The organism is SAR86 cluster bacterium, assembly GCA_029268615.1.
Classification (GTDB): Bacteria; Pseudomonadota; Gammaproteobacteria; order Magnimaribacterales; family Magnimaribacteraceae; genus JAQWNM01.
On record JAQWNM010000005.1, the window covers coordinates 91,171 to 110,326 of the forward strand.

16 protein-coding genes are annotated in these 19,156 nt (G+C 34.1%); 8 read left to right on the forward strand and 8 right to left on the reverse strand.

Annotated features, from left to right (window positions below):
• The first annotated feature begins 18 nt into the window (after positions 1-18).
• Both P8J93_01980 and P8J93_01985 read left to right on the forward strand, forming a co-directional pair.
• Positions 19-2,157: a YjbH domain-containing protein gene (locus P8J93_01980; GenBank protein ID MDG2060568.1), complete on the forward strand. Its 2,139-nt coding sequence runs from the start codon at positions 19-21 to the stop codon at positions 2,155-2,157.
• 4 nt (positions 2,158-2,161) lie between these two features.
• On the forward strand, positions 2,162-2,851 hold the full coding sequence (locus P8J93_01985) for a YjbF family lipoprotein (GenBank protein ID MDG2060569.1): 690 nt from the start codon (positions 2,162-2,164) through the stop codon (positions 2,849-2,851).
• A gap of 251 nt (positions 2,852-3,102) precedes the next feature.
• Here the strand turns inward: P8J93_01985 and P8J93_01990 are convergent, their stop codons facing one another.
• A complete protein-coding gene (locus P8J93_01990; GenBank protein MDG2060570.1) occupies positions 3,103-5,469 on the reverse strand; it encodes a hypothetical protein in 2,367 nt (788 codons plus the stop codon).
• Positions 5,470-5,728: 259 nt separating this feature from the next.
• Here P8J93_01990 and P8J93_01995 point away from each other — a divergent pair, with 259 nt between their 5' ends.
• Positions 5,729-6,727, forward strand: a complete 999-nt coding sequence (locus tag P8J93_01995) for a quinone-dependent dihydroorotate dehydrogenase (protein MDG2060571.1) — start codon at positions 5,729-5,731, stop codon at positions 6,725-6,727.
• Here P8J93_01995 and P8J93_02000 read toward each other — a convergent pair.
• Complete coding sequence (locus P8J93_02000; protein ID MDG2060572.1) at positions 6,724-7,740, reverse strand: TIGR03617 family F420-dependent LLM class oxidoreductase; 1,017 nt, start codon at positions 7,738-7,740, stop codon at positions 6,724-6,726. The two genes, P8J93_01995 and P8J93_02000, sit on opposite strands and share 4 nt — an antisense overlap.
• Before the next feature lie 79 nt (positions 7,741-7,819).
• On the opposite strand from P8J93_02000, the gene P8J93_02005 reads away from it, so the two are divergent.
• From P8J93_02005 to xthA, 5 genes are all read left to right on the forward strand, one after another.
• Positions 7,820-8,557: a glutathione S-transferase N-terminal domain-containing protein gene (locus P8J93_02005; GenBank protein MDG2060573.1), complete on the forward strand. Its 738-nt coding sequence runs from the start codon at positions 7,820-7,822 to the stop codon at positions 8,555-8,557.
• Positions 8,547-9,188, forward strand: coding sequence for a 2OG-Fe(II) oxygenase (locus tag P8J93_02010; GenBank protein ID MDG2060574.1), 642 nt, complete (start codon positions 8,547-8,549; stop codon positions 9,186-9,188). The genes P8J93_02005 and P8J93_02010 overlap by 11 nt, the downstream gene beginning before the upstream one ends.
• Positions 9,185-10,189, forward strand: a complete 1,005-nt coding sequence (locus P8J93_02015; GenBank protein MDG2060575.1) for an NADPH:quinone oxidoreductase family protein — start codon at positions 9,185-9,187, stop codon at positions 10,187-10,189. The genes P8J93_02010 and P8J93_02015 overlap by 4 nt, the downstream gene beginning before the upstream one ends.
• 79 nt (positions 10,190-10,268) lie before the next feature.
• On the forward strand, positions 10,269-12,323 hold the full coding sequence (locus P8J93_02020) for a carboxy terminal-processing peptidase (GenBank protein ID MDG2060576.1): 2,055 nt from the start codon (positions 10,269-10,271) through the stop codon (positions 12,321-12,323).
• Between the two features lie 15 nt (positions 12,324-12,338).
• Positions 12,339-13,151, forward strand: a complete 813-nt coding sequence (gene xthA, locus P8J93_02025) for an exodeoxyribonuclease III (protein MDG2060577.1) — start codon at positions 12,339-12,341, stop codon at positions 13,149-13,151.
• Here the strand turns inward: xthA and tadA are convergent.
• From tadA to P8J93_02055, 6 genes are read right to left on the reverse strand one after another with little or no spacing between them, the layout of a single operon-like run.
• Positions 13,148-13,609: a tRNA adenosine(34) deaminase TadA gene (tadA, locus tag P8J93_02030; GenBank protein ID MDG2060578.1), complete on the reverse strand. Its 462-nt coding sequence runs from the start codon at positions 13,607-13,609 to the stop codon at positions 13,148-13,150. The genes xthA and tadA overlap by 4 nt on opposite strands.
• Before the next feature lie 35 nt (positions 13,610-13,644).
• Positions 13,645-14,517: a glucose-1-phosphate thymidylyltransferase RfbA gene (gene rfbA, locus P8J93_02035; GenBank protein ID MDG2060579.1), complete on the reverse strand. Its 873-nt coding sequence runs from the start codon at positions 14,515-14,517 to the stop codon at positions 13,645-13,647.
• A 39-nt stretch (positions 14,518-14,556) separates the two neighbouring features.
• Positions 14,557-15,573, reverse strand: a complete 1,017-nt coding sequence (gene rfbB, locus P8J93_02040; protein MDG2060580.1) for a dTDP-glucose 4,6-dehydratase — start codon at positions 15,571-15,573, stop codon at positions 14,557-14,559.
• 10 nt (positions 15,574-15,583) lie between these two features.
• Positions 15,584-16,813, reverse strand: a complete 1,230-nt coding sequence (locus P8J93_02045; GenBank protein ID MDG2060581.1) for a class I SAM-dependent methyltransferase — start codon at positions 16,811-16,813, stop codon at positions 15,584-15,586.
• Between the two features lie 40 nt (positions 16,814-16,853).
• Complete coding sequence (locus P8J93_02050; protein MDG2060582.1) at positions 16,854-17,960, reverse strand: glycosyltransferase family 4 protein; 1,107 nt, start codon at positions 17,958-17,960, stop codon at positions 16,854-16,856.
• Positions 17,950-19,155: a glycosyltransferase gene (locus tag P8J93_02055; GenBank protein ID MDG2060583.1), complete on the reverse strand. Its 1,206-nt coding sequence runs from the start codon at positions 19,153-19,155 to the stop codon at positions 17,950-17,952. Before P8J93_02055 ends, P8J93_02050 begins: the two co-directional genes overlap by 11 nt.
• Between the last annotated feature and the right edge of the window lies 1 nt (position 19,156).

Sequence of the window (19,156 nt, forward strand, 5' to 3'; positions counted from 1 at the left end):
TCGGGTATTTATATAGCAATGCATAGGTCTTATAAGACTTTATTTGCTTTCAGTCTTCTTATTTTTACTAGTGCTGGATTTGCTTCCTTATATGATTACTTACCCAAAGATGTAGGCCCTACTTCTTCAAGATATGGAGGAATAGGATTAATAGAATACCCAACAGCCAGGTTTCAATCATCAGGTAACTTAAGACTTGGTATAACTTCAAGATACCCTTATGAGGTAACAGCTTTAACAGCGACACCCTTTTCATGGATGGAGGCTACCTATCGATATACTGAAGTTAAAAATCAAAAATATAGCGAATTTGAGTCATTTAGCGGTAATCAGACTTTAAAAGATAAAGGCTTTGATTTTAGATTCTTAGCATGGAAAGAAAGTAAATATCTTCCTAATGTAGCATTTGGCTTTAGAGATATGGCAGGTACGGGTTTATTCTCTGCTGAATACTTAGTTGCCAGCAAGAGGTTCTGGAATTTAGATGCGACACTAGGACTAGGTTGGGGTACATTGGCAGGCCAAGGCAATTTCAGTAATCCATTAATAAAATTAAGAGAAAATTTTAGATCTAGAACTAATGATTATGGTCAAGGAGGAGACTTTTCACTTGACAGCTTCTTCTCAGGAGAAAAAGTCGGCCTTTTTGGAGGTATAGAGTATAACCTACCTTTCAGGGGATGGAGACTTAAATTAGAGTATGATACTGCTAATAATGATCCTGCCTCATCAAAAGCTGACCGATCTTCTCCATTTAATTTCAGTCTAACTTCTGGTCAAAGAGATATGATTGAATATAGTGTTGGTATTTCCGGAGGGGAAACATTTCAATTTAGCTTCTTTATGAAAGGAGATTTTGGTACTGGAAGTATTGTACCTAAGATAGACCCCCCCATAAATTTAAAGGTTCCATCCCAAAAAGATAAAAATAGACTAAAAGCAGATCCTGAACTCTTATATGGTTCAATTAATGCAAACTTGGCTGTTGAAAATATTTATACACAAGGAATCTCTCTATCTGAAGATGAAATTACCTTAACTATTAACCAGGCAAAATTTAGATCTCAACCTAGAGCCATAGGAAGAGCTATAAGAGTTGCAAGTTATCTAGCTCCTGACAATATAGAATTTATTACCATCAACACGATGAATGCTGACGTTGAATTGAGTAGCACAACAGTAAGAAGAGAAAATATAACCGACTATTTAAATTATAAAGGAAGTAGAGCTGAAATTTGGAATAATGCACGCATAAGGGCTCCTGAATATCAACATTACAAGTCTGCAGATTTTAAACCTTATGTAAACTTTCCTGAAGTAAGAACAAATATAGCACCGGCATTAAGAAATATGATAGGCGGTCCAGAAGCTTTCTTTTTAGGTCAGTTATGGATAAGAATTAATAATTCTATTAAATTTGCTAGGGGCTTAGAATTAAGCACGGTTGCAGGTATTAACGTTTACAGTACCTTTAATGAATTAAAGACCGCGAGTGATAGTGTTTTGCCTCATGTAAGAAGTGACATACAAGAATATTTAAAAGAGGGAAAAAATAATATCCAAAGAATGAAGTTAGACTATATTTTTTCTCCTTATAAAGACATCATTGCACGCTTAGACTTTGGATTAATGGAGGAAATGTTTGGTGGTGTTGGAGGTGAAATACTATATAGACCATTCAATAAATCATGGGCTGTAGGTATAGCAGCTCATAGAGTTAGGCAAAGAGACTTTAACCAATTATTTGATTTTAGAGATTATGAAGTTACTACTGGGCATCTAGAAATATATAAAGAATTTGCTAAGCAAAGAATAATTGCTCAATTAATGGTAGGGCAATTCTTAGCTGGAGATAAGGGAGCAACCTTAGATGTTTCAAGAAGATTCCATACAGGTCTTAGACTTGGCTTTTTCGTTACAAGAACAAATGTTCAAGCTGAGGAGTTTGGTGAAGGGAGTTTTGATAAAGGTATCTACTTCCAAATACCTCATGACTTATTTTTTACTAATTACAGCACCGGTAATGTCTTCTTTGGTATACATCCACTCACAAGAGATGGCGGCGCCCTTCTTGTTCAACATCACTCTCTTTATTCCATTACAGGTAATACTTCTTTCTATGAGCTGGAAAGAGATTGGCAAGATATATTAGACTAGGACAGTGAATAGAAAATTCATAAAAAATACTTTATTAGCTTTAGGAGCAATAATCCTAGCAAATTGCTCTGCTGTAGGATTAAAGTCTAGTGGAGCAGGATTCTTATCTTCTAACTTATGGATAAATAGCTTTAGTAAAGTGATCTTTGGATATCCTGATTATCCTATTTCAAGGGAAATGGTTGAGAATATACCCTATGCATCTTTAAGGATAAAAATAGGCAAGGGTCCTGCTGGATTAATGATATTACAAAAAATAGAAGGAAATACACTCTCCTGGATAAGCAGGGACGAAGTTCTTATTCAGACCAAGAATGGAAGAATAGTCAGAACATCAAAACTAAATAATGATTTATCAGATTATTATTATGATACTGATCCAGAATTTATAGAAATACTTGAAGAGAAAAAAATAAAATCTCAAAGGGTAATAAGCTTAACAAATCCAAAAGCAAGTCATATTGAGCTTCAAGTTACATCCAGTACTAAAGATAAAAAAGAAACTATAGAGATCTTAGGAAATGAATATGAACTTATTAAAATTTCAGAAAAGATTCATAATCGGCTGATTAAGTGGAAATTTACAAATACTTACTGGGTAGACTCAGAAGGATTTGTATGGAAGACAATTCAACAAATTGCTCCTAATGTACCGCCTATAGTAATAGAAGTTACTAAACCCTATTCAGCATAAATTAATTTGACTTTTAGAACATCTAGATTGAACAGATCCTTATTATCTAGATATTTTTATCTGGTAAAATATATCATTAAAAAATAAATATTTAGCAAAACAAAATTTCTTATAAAGAGAGATCTTTTATGAGATGTTATTCTCAGGACTATATATTTTTCTTCTCTACATTATTATTTTAATCACATAGAGAAGATAAAATTAAAAACAAAAAAAACCCGCACATAGCGGGTTTTTTTTGCTGATTTTTGTTAACAGTTAGCAGTACATCTTGTTGCTACTGAAGTCACAATTGTGGCCTTTGTAGTAGTAGATGGTTCTGTGATTGTTGTTTTACCAGCATCTGTATTATCACCTAAGAACTCTTCAGTAAGATTAACTAAAGTAGTTTGGTCGGTATTTTGATTAGCAGTTACATAATCTCCTTGGTAACCTGGCTTATTTCCACCAGTATTAGGGTCTATATAAGTATCTGAAGGAATCGCATAAGTTTCTGAGTAACCTTTTCCTTCGGTACTTTCACCGCTAGGAGCTAAACCTCCACCAGGACCTGCAGATACATAGTCACCTAAGTAACCAGGGGCTGCACCACCTGTGTTTGGATCGATATAGTAGTTACCTCTTCCATCACCCTGTTTGAAAGCTGCAGGGATAACATATTCTTCATAACCTACATTACCTACAAAGTCTGCTGCACCTCTAGATGAGCCTGTAACTACAGATTGGTCTAATCCATTTTGAGGGTCAACATAACCTCCTCCAGTTCCATCCCAAGCTTCCCCAATGACATACTCTTCTAATGCACCTACACCTTCATTACCCATACTGAAAGATCCTTCTACGCCGTTTGAAGCACCAGTAACAAAGTCACCTAAGTAACCAGGGGCTGCACCACCTGTGTTTGGATCTTTATAGCCTGTCTTAGTAGAAGCAACGTCTCCACGAGTTACTACATCATCTGCTGCAACATATGGAATCTCATACACTTCTGAGTATCCCTTTCCTTCTGCAACTAAGCCTCCAATATTAGCACCTTGAGTAACTTCTCCACCTTGATATCCTGGAGCGTTACCTGCACCACCAACTGATTGTCCTAGAGCAGATGCATTAGCATCAGCATAAGCTTCATAAGGTATTGCATAAGACTCTGAATAACCAGAATCTCTATAATCTCCACTTTCTGTCCATGCGTTTGGAGAGGCGGCTAAACCTTCGTCTCTACCAACAGTGTTATTACCTCCACCTACAGCTCCTCTAACGTATTGAGCACTTTCTGGATCACCAGAAGATCCTTTACCTGTATTAGGGTCAGTAAAACCTACAACTGAACCATCAACATAAGTTTCAGGTGGAATTACATAAGCTACCGAAGCACCCATTCCAGCTAAATTATCACCATCAACATTATAGCCTTCTCCTTCATAACCAGAATTTGAAGAATATCCAGCAGATAACGCTCCGGCCTCACCAGATTCTGAAGAAGCCACTACTGAACTACCCAAAGAACCTGGGGCATTTCCTCCCGTGTTTGGATCTACATAAGTAGATGTACCATCAGCGTTAGCTGATCCAGGAATAATATCTGTTGGCGTACCAACTGGGATAATGTATACCTCTTGTGCCGAAACTGGAACACCTGAAGCATCATAACGAACGCCAGTGTTTATATCTCTATAATTTCCAATTCCACTTACTGAGTTTGTTGCAACTATAGGATCTTCAGCGTAGTTACCCCCGCCAAAGCTAGTTGGTCCACCATTGGCTGCTTGAGTTACATAGTCACCTAAATAACCCGGAGCATTACCGCCCGTATTTGGATCCCTATAAACTGTTAAGCCATTAATATTTGCGTTAGCAGTATTTGTATCCCCAGCTGCCGCGTTAGCAGCTTCAGCATTAGCACCTGGCTCAGGTATTGTATAAATAAGGTAAGAATCAGATGCTACAAGCGTTACAGATTCAATAAGTCCTTGTTCTTGTAACTCTCCATAATATGTTGCTGCTGAGCCTGTGGCGTATGCATCTGCGACTGTTGTAATATCAGGATCTCCTGATTCGTCTACATCCCCAGTTGTCATAGTTGCTGTTGCAGTTGCACCCGTTGTTCTTGTTGCCGTTGCTCCGGTTGTTCTAGTAGCCGTTGCACCCGTTGTTCTAGTAGCCGTTGCTCCGGTTGTTCTAGTAGCCGTTGCACCCGTTGTTCTTGTGGCAGTTGCACCGGTTGTTCTAGTACCAGGAACATCTACAACGATGTTCTTTGTTTCAGATTTAATGTACTCCTCTATAACCGGCTCCGGCGGAGGAGGCGGCGGCGGAGGCGGCGGCGGTGGTGGTGGTGGTGGTGGTGGTGGTGGCGTAGGAGCCTCATCACTACCTCCAGTAGAAGAATCTGCAATTGCAAGAGCCGCTGCAGCAATTGCTGCAATAGCCGCTACAGTACCAAGTGCTATTCCTCCAGATGCGCTAGATGCTGCATCACTACCTGCAGCTCCACCCGTTGATTTCTTTTCTCCATCCTCAGCTTTCTTTTTGTCCCCATCTGACTCTGCAGCTAAACCTAGCTGAGAAGTCAGTAAAAGAAAGAAAGATGCTGCTATTGATATTAGTTTGTTTTTCATGAATTTTAAACCTGTCTTTTTATTGCCACCTAAAAATAGGAACTCAGTTGTTAATTGAATATGCGACTTTAGTTGAAACTGTTCCCAGAATCAAGATTAAATTCGACTTATTTTTGTTAACAAAACTGGGCTCATATCATCATGTTACAAAATAATTCCATAATTACAATATTTATTATGTGTTTTTTTTAAAAGCTAAGTAGTACCTAATAATTTTCGGATCATTATTACGAAACTCATTGTACAATGAATTCAATATATGATGCTAATAAAATTAACTTCTTTTATAACAAAATGTCTTAGATATTTACCTACAGAACTATCTCATTACTTAGCTCTTGAGTCTTTAAAGGTGTCCAATAAGATAGGGATTAATTTAATCAAGGATAGTAAAAGATCTAATATCGAATGCTTTGGAATAAATTTTAAAAATAAACTAGGACTTGCTGGAGGGCTCGATAAGAATGGGGACTATATTCAAAGCTTATCATCCTTGGGTTTTAGTTTCTTAGAACTAGGAACAGTAACTCCTGTGCACCAAGCAGGAAATGCAAAACCTAGATTATTTAGAGATAGATCTGAAGAGGCATTAATAAACAGCATGGGCTTTAACAATAAAGGAGTGGATTACTTGATAAAAAATATATCAAGCTCTTCAAGAATATGCCCAATTGCAGTTAGCATAGGAAAGAATTCAAAAACTCCTCTAGATCTGGCCTTAGAAGATTATATGATATGTTTTGAAAAGGCTTACTCTGTAGCTGATTTTATAACAATTAACATATCCTCACCAAACACCATGAATCTTAGAGATTTAGGATCAAAAGAGTATCTCCCTACACTCTTAAAATCCTTGAAAGATAAACAGTTAAATATGGCTAAGATTGATCACTACAAACCTCTAATAGTGAAATTATCTCCGGATATAAATAATGTAGAAATAGATTCAATCGTAAATACAATTTTAGATAATGGCATAGATGGGATAATAGCTACAAATACTTCGATTCATCATGATCATCATCACAAACCTAGTGGAATCAGTGGAAAACCATTATTTACATTATCTACAGAAATCCTACAAAAGATAAGGAATATGGTTGGAAAAGATTTTCCTTTGATAGCGTCAGGTGGAGTCATGACTAAACATGACTACCTAGAGAAATTAGACTCAGGAGCTGATTTAGTTCAAATCTATTCTGGATTAATTTATAAAGGCCCTGAACTTATTCAGGATATTCTTAGTGTCTCTAATTAAATCAGATGCTTTAGAGCTTTGAGCATCTCCGGAGCTAATTCAGGATTATCTGAATAAAGAGCTGGAGTTAACCTATCACCCTTTCCAGAGTAACGACTTTTTATCTTTTCTGCTGCTTCTTTTGGGTTTTCAGCTATAACAGCTATAGTATTTAATAATTCATCATCTATTAAATTTGCCATATCAGCCCATTTACCTTCTTTAGACAAAAGATTTAATCTTTCTTGCAAGTCTCCTGCTCCACAAGACTCTAAAACCCCTTTATAAGCCGGTGTTGATCCATAAAATGCTATTTGATTTCTAACCGCATTTACAGAATTATTAAAAGATTGTTCATCAATGCCTGTTGCTGTCATAACACTAATAGAAAAATCAAAATCTTCTTCATTTTTATTTGCGTTTTCCAAACCTTCCTTAACTCCAGGTAAAGTTGTTTCCTCCATAAACTTTAAAGTGTGAAAAGGATGCACTAAAAGACCGTCAGCTGACTCAGCTACAGACTTAGTCATTAATGGACCTACTGCAGCTACATAAATTTTAGGCGGACCATAAGAATGAGCTTCAGGAGTAAAGAAAGGTGTCATTATGGTATGCGAATAAAATTCTCCCCTGAAATCTAATTTTGAACCATTTTGCCAACAGTCCCAAATAGCTTGAATAGCTAAAATCATCTCTTTCATCCTCGCCGCTGGTCTAGACCAAGGCATTGAAAATCTTTTCGTGATATGGGGTTTTATTTGCGAACCCAGACCTAAGATAAACCTTCCCTTGGAAAGTAGATTTAAATCATAACCCAAATTAGCTAAAGTCATTGGGTTTCTTGCAAAAGCAACAGCAATGGATGTCATAAGATGTATCTTTTCTGTTTCTAATGCTGCACCTACTATAGGTAAAAAGGGGTCATGAGGACCCTCATAGGTAAAAGCCCCATCATATCCAGCATCCTCTAGACTTTTAGCTGAAATTCCAGCTTGCCTTGCATCTTTTGCAATAATCCCTGCATCTATTTTCATTAGATCTCCATAAATATTAATTTCATAAATCTTTTTTTTAGAATACTATCATCTAACAATTAATGCATTAACTAACTTTATGATTGATTTATATTATTCTCCGACTCCGAATGGATGGAAGATTTCTATTATGCTTGAGGAATGCTGTTTACCTTATAAAGTAATACCAGTTAATTTAGGAGCTGGAGATCAATTTAAACCTGAGTTTTTATCTATAAGTCCTAATAATAAAATGCCTGCTATTGTAGATCATAATGGACCAAATAAAGATGATATAAGTGTATTTGAGTCAGGCGCTATTCTCATGTACTTAGGAGAAAAATCAGGTATGTTTTTTTCACAAAAACCTAAAGAAAGAATTAAAATTTTAGAATGGTTATTTTGGCAGATTGGAGGACTTGGTCCTATGGCCGGACAAGTAAGTCACTTTGTCAACTACGCTCCAAATTTTCCAGGTGATCACTCTTATTCTGAAACTCGTTATAAAAATGAATACGACCGCTTATTAGGTATCATGAATAATATTCTCAGCAAAAGAGATTATTTAGCGGGCGACTATTCAATTGCAGATATAGCATCATTCCCTTGGGTAACTGCCTATAAAAGATATGGTGTAAATCTTGATTCTTTTACTAATGTCAGAAAATGGTTTGATAAAATAAAGATTAGACCTGCCGTTAGAAAAGGAATGGACCTAGGTAAAGAAGCAAGAAGTTTTGGTCAAAAAATGACTAAAGAAAATCTAGAAAATATGTTTGGTCAGACTGCAGAATCCATCAAAGAGTTGACAGAAAAAATGAAAAATAATGAAGATTGAATTAGGAAATTTTGAAATGGAGGTTATTCATCATAACCCTCTTATATATACTCTTCTAGGTGTTCTAAGCGATATAGAGTGTGAGCATCTCAAAGAAATTTCTTGGAATTTTATGCAAAGATCTACTGTAAGCTCAATAGATTCATCAGAGGAAAAATCTGGTTCAATTGATAAAAGGAGAACAAGTAAGAACTGCTGGGTTAAGCATTCACATTCTGGAATAACCCTATCTTTAGCAAAAAAGATTTCAAAATTAGTTCAAATGCCTTTAGAAAATGCCGAAGCTTTTCAAGTCCTCCACTACGATGTCGAAGAAGAATATCAGCCGCATATGGATACATTTGAACAAGATACAGATCTTGGTAGAGCTTTTTTGGGAAATTCTGGCCAAAGAATTATAACTGTACTTGGTTATCTTAATGATGTTGAGAAAGGCGGAGAAACATCTTTTCCAAACATAGATAAAATAGTAAAGCCCAAAAAAGGAAAGGTTGTTGTTTTTCAAAATTGCCATGCTGGTTCTACCTCTCCCAATAAAGGAGCTCTTCATGGAGCTTGTCCTGTAGTTATGGGAGAAAAATGGGCTTTCAATCTATGGTATAGAGAAAGCAAAGCTGAGGAAGAGCATTGACAAAAAAAACAACAGCTTTATTGTGTAAATCCCTATCAGAAGGCTTTGAAGGAATTTCTCTGGAAACTCTTTCTTTACCCAAATTAAAAGAAACGGATTTATTAATTAACGTAAAAGCTTCTTCTGTAAATTTTCCTGACCTTCTAATGAGCCAAGGAAAATATCAACATAAACCAAAGTTACCATTTGTACTTGGTATGGAAGGTGCAGGCATCATCATAGAAAAAGGAAATTTGGTTTCAAAATTCAAAGTAGGTGATGAAGTCTGTTTTGGTTCTTGGGGCAATGGAACCTTTTCTCAGCATGTAATTGTGCCTGAAGAAAATGCAAGATTAAAACCTAATACTCTTAGCTTCATTGAAGCTTCTGCTTTCCAAACTGCTTTTTTAACTGCATATGTTGCTCTTATAAGATTAGGAAAATTAAAAGAAAATGAAACTCTTCTAGTTCATGGAGCTACTGGAGGAGTAGGAATGGCTGCCGTTCAACTAGGTGCTCATATTGGAGCTAATGTTATAGCAACTGGAACTTCAAAAGATAAATTAGAAACAACTTTAGAATGGGGAGCAAACCAGATTGTAGTAACTTCACAAGATAATCATGTATCTTTTAGAGAAGAAATAAAGAACCTCACTGAAGGCAAAGGTGCTGATGTTATTTACGATCCTATTGGAGGCGATATATTTGATGAGTCTTTAAGGTGTATAAATTGGGGAGGTAGAATTCTAGTAATTGGTTTTGCAGGAGGCAGAATACCTAATGTACCAGTTAACATACCTCTTATAAAAGGATTCTCAGTCGTTGGAGTTAGGGCAGGAGAATTCGGAAGAAAAGATCCAAAAAAAGGTTTAGAGAACTTAGAAGAGATTTATAAACTCGCTAATGAAAATATACTTAAACCATATATTTGTAAAATCTTCTCCCTAGAAGATGGGCTTGAAGCGCTAAAATTTATGAATGAACGTAAAGTCATTGGTAAAGTAGTTATTTCTATGGACTAATGGTAACTTAATTTCTAAAATATTTATCTTTCAGATTTTTATTACCCTAACAAAAATTCTCTTAGTAAAAGCAAAAAATATGGTCAAAAAACTACATAGAAATAAAATATTTTTTTTCGTTGTAATAGCTTTTTGTAATTTCAATATAATAAGTGAAGACAAATTTAGAGCTGAAGAAACTGATATTGATTTGGCAAAAGAAATTATCAGTATCCTGCAACAAGAACATTATGTTGATATAAGTTTTGATGAAATTCAAGAAGACGCCCTTCAAACATTTATAGAGTCCTTAGATCCAAATCGATTATTATTTCTGGAATCAGAAGTTTCCTACTTTTCACAACAAAATAATAAAGATATAGATTTCACTATTTATAAAGCATTTGAAATATTTAATTTATATTCAATCAGAAACAAGATAAGACAGGAATTCAAAACAAACCTATTAAATGAAATAGACACGCCGTCTTTCTATGAAGATAGAAATTTAAAATTAGATAGAAGTGAAAACTTTTGGGAAAAGAATTTAAATAAAGTAGAACTTCTTTGGGCTGACTTTTTGATAAATGATCTAATTCAATTGATGGTCAATGGAAATACATTGGATGAATCTAAATCTAAACTAGCTAAGAGACATAAAAGTCAAAAGAACTATTTTAGTCAAACAAAAAAATCTGATGTATTTAATATATTCATGAATTCGGTAACTTCTAGATTTGGACCTGCAACCAATTACTTCTCTCCAAAGATGGTTGAAGACTTTGACATAGATATGAAACTTTCTTTGGAAGGTATTGGTGCAATTTTAGCTCCCGATGGATTATATACTTCAGTTCGAGAAATAGTCCCTGGAGGTCCTGCAGATAAATCAAATTTACTATCTCCGGAAGATAAAATTATTGGTGTAGGACAAGGAGAAAAAGAAATTGTTGATATTATTGGTTGGAGACTTGATGACGCTGTGAGGCTGATCAGGGGGCCAAAGAGCTCTAAAGTAAAACTAGAGTTAATACCAGCAAATGCAATAGACGAATCAGAGACAAAAATTATTGAAATCGAAAGAGGACTAGTAAAACTAGAAGATCAATCTGCACAGAAAAAAACTATTACTATTAATAAGGAAGGTAAAAATTACCTTATAGGGGTGATTACTTTACCGGCCTTTTATATGGATTTTGAAGCATATCAACGAAGAGAATATAATTTTAAGAGCAGTAGCAATGACGTTAAAAAACTTCTAATAGAGCTTAAAGAAGAGAAAATAGATGGCCTTATTCTTGATCTTAGAAATAACGGCGGGGGTTCTCTTTTTGAAGCTAATTCCTTAGCCCATTTATTTCTAGGAGCAGGTCAAATTGTACAAGTTAAAAATGCGTCAGGAAATATACAAGGCCTTGGTCAAAGAAGAGGCTTCCAATTTTATGATAAACCGTTAGCTGTGCTTGTTAATAAATTTAGTGCATCTGCCTCAGAAATTCTTGCTGGAGCAATACAAGACTATGAAAGAGGCATCATCATAGGTACTGAAACTTTTGGAAAGGGAACTGTTCAAAGGATGGAACCTTTAAGCAGAGGAAAACTTAAGTTCACGGAATCTAAATTCTATAGAGTAACTGGAAATAGTGTCCAAATTAATGGAGTAGTGCCTGATATTTTATTGCCTGATATTATTAATTCTGAAGAAATTGGAATGAAGACTCTAGAAAACCCTCTCATATATGACACAATTTCACCTGCTAAATTCAGGAGCTTTAAAAGAGTACCCTTCATAGATCAAGATTTAATCGAAGCTACAAGAAAAAGAGTGAATGCATCTCCTGTTTTTCAGTATATTGTAGGAGAGAAAATGTGGCGCACTCAACAAAAGGAAAAAAATCTTGTAAGTTTGAACTTAGACAAAAGAAAGAAATTAAAAAAAGATTTAGAAGAGGAATTTCTAAAAAGACAAAATGAATTAAGAGGAAAATTAGGACTAAGTATATTTAAAAATTACAAGTCATATTTAGACAGTGAAAAGGATGCAGATGAAGATTTAATAGATCCATATGAGGAAATCTTAAAAGAAGCTTCTAATATATTAGCTGATTCAATTGATTCATCATTCAAACCTATAGTTGCTTCAGTGAATAAATAATAATATTCTAAAATTATGAAAATAGTCTCATTCAATATTAATAGTATTAGAGCCAGGCCCCATCAAATACAATCTATAATCGATTTACATAATCCTGACGTGATTGGTTTACAAGAAACAAAAGTTCATGATGATGATTTCCCTCATGAAATGATAGAAGAGATGGGATATATCCCTTTAATACATGGTCAAAAAGGTCATTATGGGGTGGCAATACTTTCTAAAGATTTACCTATTAAATATGGCAAGGGTTTTGATTCCGATACTGAGGAATCACAAAAAAGACTTCTTTGGGCAACATTTAAGAAAAATAATCAAGAAATTACCATATTCAATGGTTACTTCCCGCAAGGGGAAGAAAGAAATCATCCTATTAAATTTCCTGCTAAAGAAAAATTCTATAAAGATCTTATTTCTCACCTTAAATCTCATCATAATTCTCAAGAAAATTTAATTGTCATGGGTGATCTAAATATTTCACCTCAAGATATTGATATAGGCATAGGCGAAAATAACAGAAAACGATGGTTGAGCTCTGGTAAATGTAGCTTTCTCCCTGAGGAAAGAGAGTGGTTATCTGATCTTATTAAATGGGGCCTCCATGACACTTACAGGACAATGAACCCTGATGAAAATAAAATATATAGTTGGTTTGATTACAGGAGCAGGGGATTTAAAGACGAACCAAAAAGAGGTCTCAGAATAGACCATATTTGGGCTACTGATAAACTCAATAATGCTTTACAAGATACTGGTATTGATTATGAAACTAGGTCAATGGAAAAACCTTCAGATCACGCACCAGTATGGTCAAGTTTTAATCTCTAACTTCTCTTATTTGAAAAAAAATTTATTAAGATTTCTGAGCATTCTTTTGCAAGAATCCCTCCTTCATATTTAACCTTATGATTTAAGTATCCTTCTTCTAGAAATCTTGCTTGACTTATGATGGCCCCCGACTTTTCATCAAAGGTTCCAAAATATAAATGATCTATGCGTGCATTAACTAAAAAAGCTGCACACATCATGCAGGGCTCTAAAGTTACATAGAGATTTACACCATTTAACCTATAGTTTTTTTGATGGTAGGCTGCTTGTTTAAGAGTACAAATCTCTGCATGAGCAGACGGATCTAAAGAGTTAATACATAAATTATGTCCTTTACCAATCACCTCCCCCTGAATTACAGCTATAGCACCCACGGGAACCTCTCCTAAAATTTCTGCTTTATTTGCTTCTTCTAAAGCAAGAAGCATCATATCTTCATGAAAGGTACTATCTTTCATAAGACTTTATTCATTTTGATGAGATTACAATTATTTTATTTAGTATCAAGCGCGATAGACGAAAGGTATTCTCCATAACCAGTATTCAAATGTTTCACTATCTGCATTTCCAGTATTTCTTTATCTATCCACCCATTGAGATAAGCTATTTCTTCTAAACAAGCAACCTTAAGTCCTTGTCTATGCTCAATGGTTTGAACAAATTTACTAGCATCTAATAATGAATCATGTGTTCCTGTATCCAACCAAGCAAACCCCCTGCCCAATACTTTGACTTTTAATTTCTTTCTATCTAAATACACCTTATTTAAATCTGTAATTTCTAATTCCCCTCTTCCTGAAGGTTTTATTGATTTAGCTATCTCGACTACATCATTATCATAAAAATAAAGACCAGTTATTGCAAAGTTTGACTTAGGGTCGGACGGTTTTTCTTCTATGTGAATTGCTTCGCCAGCATCATTAAAATCAATGACGCCAAAATCTTCTGGATTATTTACTCGATAACAAAATACCGTGGCACCCTCTTTTGATGAAACTGCTTCATGAAGAGACTCACTAAAGGATTGACCATAAAAAATATTATCTCCAAGGATTAAACAAACACTATCATTTCCTATAAACTCCTCACCTAAAATGAAAGCCTGAGCTAAGCCATCTGGAGATGGTTGAATTTTGTAAGATAGTTTTAAACCAAATTGGCTTCCATTTCCTAACAGTTTCTCATAACCATCAATATCTTGAGGAGAAGAAATAATTTGAATCTCTTGAATTCCAGCTAGCATCAAAACAGACAATGGATAATAGATCATTGGCTTGTCATATATTGGGAGCAATTGTTTTGATACTCCCAAGGTAATAGGTCTAAGCCTAGTCCCATTGCCTCCTGCTAATATTATTCCCTTCATAAATTTTCTCTCTTAATAGAATATATATTAAATCCCAAGCTATGTATTCTTATTCAAATCTTCCAAATACCAATTTACTGTTTTTTCTAAGCCTGATTTAAAAGTTTCAGAAGGCGACCAATTCAAATCTTTTTTTATTTTGCTGCAGTCTATAGCATACCGCAGATCATGCCCCGGCCTATCTTCAACAAAAGAAATTAAATCTTCATAATTCTTTAATGTGCCTGGTTTATTAGGTATCTTTCTTTCAATTATATCTAAAATCTGATGAACTACTTCGATATTTTTAAGCTCATTATCACCTCCCACATTATAACTTTCACCAATTACACCTTTGGTGAGAATTAGATATAAAGCTTTTGCATGGTCTTCAACATAAAGCCAATCTCTAACCTGTTGGCCATCGCCATAAACTGGAATAGCTTTTCCGCTTATAGCATTAGTTATCGTTAAAGGTATAAATTTTTCGGGATATTGAAATGGACCATAATTATTAGAACAATTAGATACAATTACAGGTAAATTAAAAGTTCTATGCCAAGACCTAACTAAATGGTCTGAGCTTGCTTTTGAAGCAGAATAAGGAGAACTAGGTTTATAATTAGAATCTTCAGTAAAAGGAGAGTCATGTTTTTTAAGATCTCCAAAGACTTCGTCCGTAGATATATGATGAAAAAGAAAATTCTCTTTTCGCGGTTTATTCAAACTCATCCAATAACTTCTTGAGACTTCCAAGAGATTATAAGTACCAATGATATTGGTTTGAATAAAATCTGAAGGACCATCAATGGATCTGTCAACATGAGATTCAGCTGCTAAATGCATTACCCTATCGGGCTGATAATCCTCAAAAATTTTTTCTAAAAAATTTTTATCACAAATATCCCCTTTTTTAAATGAATATCTCTCATTAACTTCTTCGAAGTTCAAAGAATCAAGATTAGCTGCGTAAGTCAAATTATCTAGATTTAAAACATGACTATCTGTCTTTCCAATAATATATCTGATTAAAGCAGATCCAATAAATCCAGCTCCTCCTGTTACTAATAACTTCATCATTAACTCTTTAAACTTCTATTACCTCAAAATAAGGTAATGGGAAAATTAATTTAGTTCCTTTTTTCATAAATTTAGGTGCTTTCTTAACTATATGATCTTTATAATTCCAAGCCGTAACTATGAAAGAATCTACTGGATCTAATGTATGTTGTTCTTCTGAAATAACAGGAATATTAAAAAATGGAAATATTTTACCTATCTTTGTAGGGGTAGTGTCAACGCAATATTCGAGATCAGAATTATCAAGCTCCAAAAAAGAGAATAAGGTAAAAGCCTTAGCAGTAGCTCCATAAGCACCAATTCTTTTTCCACCTGCTTGGTCTAGTCTTATTTCCTGTAGAACTTTATCTTTTAAAGAAGAAGCATTCTCATTAAAATGAGAAAATATCTTATCTTCTAAGAATAAGGAATCTTCCTTTTCAACATATTCTTCAACTATTGGCTCTATAGGCCTAGAGCCTTTCCTAGAAGCAATAAAAACTAAAGATCCTCCATGAAGATTAGTTTCTAAAAGACTGGTAATCTCCAAAGAATAAAAATCTAGTAAAGTTTGCATGGACTTAACTGAATAATAAAACATATGTTCATGATAAATTTGGTCTAGCTCACCATTTTCCAATGTTGGAATTGCGTATGCATTTTCAATAATAAATGATCCATTCTCAGAAAGAAGTGCGCAAACTCCTTCAAGCATCGGCTTAGGGAACTTATTATGAGCAAACATATGTCTTGCTATAACTAGATCTTGAGCCCCATAATCTTTAAGAATTTTTGAAGCAGTTTCAGGAGTAAAGAATTCAGCGATAGTTTTAACCCCTTCTCTATTGGCTATAGCAGCTATATTTTCTGCAGGATCTATACCTAAAACTGAAGCAACATTTGGCTCTAAAGATTTAAGGAAGAGACCAGTATTACTCCCTAATTCTAAACAATTTGTTCTATTGTCTACAATATTCCTTTCCTTTAAATAAGATATCAAGATTTCATAGTGTTGAAATTGAGAATCAGTATCTGGAGTCATATAAGAGTAATTCTTATAAAGATCCTCCTCATTTAAACAATTTCTTAACTGAAGAGAGCTACATGAATCACAAAAATCAACAATTAAAGGATAGAGTCTTGATTCTTCATCTAAAGAACTAATAAAATTATTAGCTGGCGGCGAAGAGCCTATATCTATAACTTCTCTTACTATTTTGTTGCAGATACGACAAGAGCTCTCTAAGATTTTAGTCATTTTTAAAATTTATTCAATTTTCGAGACATAAAAACAAGAACTATAAACAATTAGACTCTAAAATAGCTAAATATTTTGACTTAACTACATTTGTTGAATATTTTTCTACAACTTTTTTTCTTCCATATTGTCCTAATTCAATTCTTTTATCAGGATTTTTAATTAAAAAATTTAAAGCGTTTAGCCAGTCCTCATTTGTTTTAACTAATAGACCATCTTTCTGATTTTCTAAAATAATAGAACTTGTTCCATAATCCGAAGCAACCACTGGCAGGCCTATCGCCATATATTGCATAGCTTTTAGCCCTCCCTTACCTAAACCCCACTCATCAAAGAAGATAGGATAAATACCTATATCAATAGATTGTAAATCATCTATCTCATGATCCTTAGACCATTGAATAACCTCTAAATCTATCCCAGGTAATTTATAATCAAAATTACCAATTATCTTTAATTTAAAATCATGCATCTCTGACAAACTCATAAAAACTTCTTTTAAAGAATCAAGATAAGGTTTTGAACTAAAAGTTCCTGTCCAACCAATGACAACTTTTCTTTCCTTTTTAGAAGAATGCCTGGGTACAAAATAATCTGTATTTAAAGAACAGGGTATGTAATCCGAAGCATGCTTATAATTTAAATTTCTGCAATAATCTAGATGAAAAGGTGAGCTGATAATTACATGATCAGAATTCTTTATTAAATATTTAGTCTTTCTAGATCCTCCTTTTAATTTAGCAATTATCCAAGAAGTAAAAGAGGTCTTGTTAAAAGATAAATCTATATGAACAAAGTCATCAAAATCAAAGATTAAAGACTTAGACAACCCTCTCACAGCCCTTTCAAATAAAGTTCCAATCGGAGAAACCCACATAAAGACATAGACTAAATCATAATCTTTAATTCTAAATAAAATTTTAATTCTTTTTAGATAACCTCTAATAGTGCCGAGAAATTTCCTTGCATAATGTCCTTCTTGGTGAAGAATTGACCATAAATCCATATCAGAAAAATTTGATACCTCCACCTCAAAACCATTCTCTTGCCAATTTTCAATATATTGCTCGTACTTTAATCTTTGGCCTGCCGCAACTCCTTCTGGATAAGGACAAAGTACTAAAATCTTCTTCTTACTATCTATCAAGATGATTGTAAATTTGTTGATAAGACTGGACGCCCCTTTCAAGAGAAAAATTTTCTTCAGCTACTTTTCTGCATCTTCTTTTGATGTCAGGTTCTTTTGATAATTGCATTATTTCCTGCAAACCTTCTTGCAGAGATTCTCTGTTAAAATCTTTAATGGAAACGCCAACATTATTGGCTTCTAATATATCAGTCATATCACCTATACCATGATTTCCGAGACAAGGTACTCCTGATCCAAGAAATTCTCCTAATTTTGTAGGTGCAGAAGAAATTTTAGAATAAAAGGGTTTAATAAAGAATATACCTGCATCCATTTGTTGCATAAAATTAGCCACTTCATCCTGATTAGCTTCAATTAAGATAACATTTTTTTGATCTATATCTAGATCATCTAACTTCTTCTGAATTAAATCATGTTGCCCTTTATTTAAAATAAAAAATCTTGCTGAGGGATCTATTTTTTGGAGCATCTGATAACAAACTAAAGCTTCTTCAAAAGCATACCAAAGAGTAACTGAACCTACATGACCTAAAGTAAAAGGTTTATTAAGGCTTGACTCTTCTATCCCTTTTTCTTGGGGAAGATTAAATACCTTTAAATTTGCACAGGTTGTTATAACCTTAAATTCTTTATTTATGCTCTGTAAATAAGGAAAGGATTTAATCTCTTTTACTCCAGCTCGAGTTAAAGAAACAATTATATCTGCGTTTAAAAAGAAAGATTTTTCTAGAAACTTTGCTATTTTATACAACATACCTTTTTTTTTCCAAGAACCGCTATCAACTTTTTCATCAGGCCATAGCCCTCTCATATCAAAAATAAATTTCGTGCCCAATAATTTTTTTACAAATACTCCTATAAGAGCGGGGACATAACTTCGAACATGAATTATTGATATTTTATTTCTGTAAGAAATCATAAATGCCACTAAACACCCCAAAAATATATCAAAACCTGTAGCTAAGGCCGTTGGAGACTTGTGATAGTCCAGGCTCTTCCATTTTATTCCACAATCTAAACAATCTTGTCTCATGTTGATAATTCTTTCTTGGTCAAGAATATCTTTCTTCTTTTCGAAACTTAATAACCATATCTCATTATTCTTAGACAGTTCTTTCAAATAACTCCAAACTTGAGAATAGCCTAAAGGTTCAAGAATTCCGTCGTAAGAAATATAAAGAATCTTGGACATA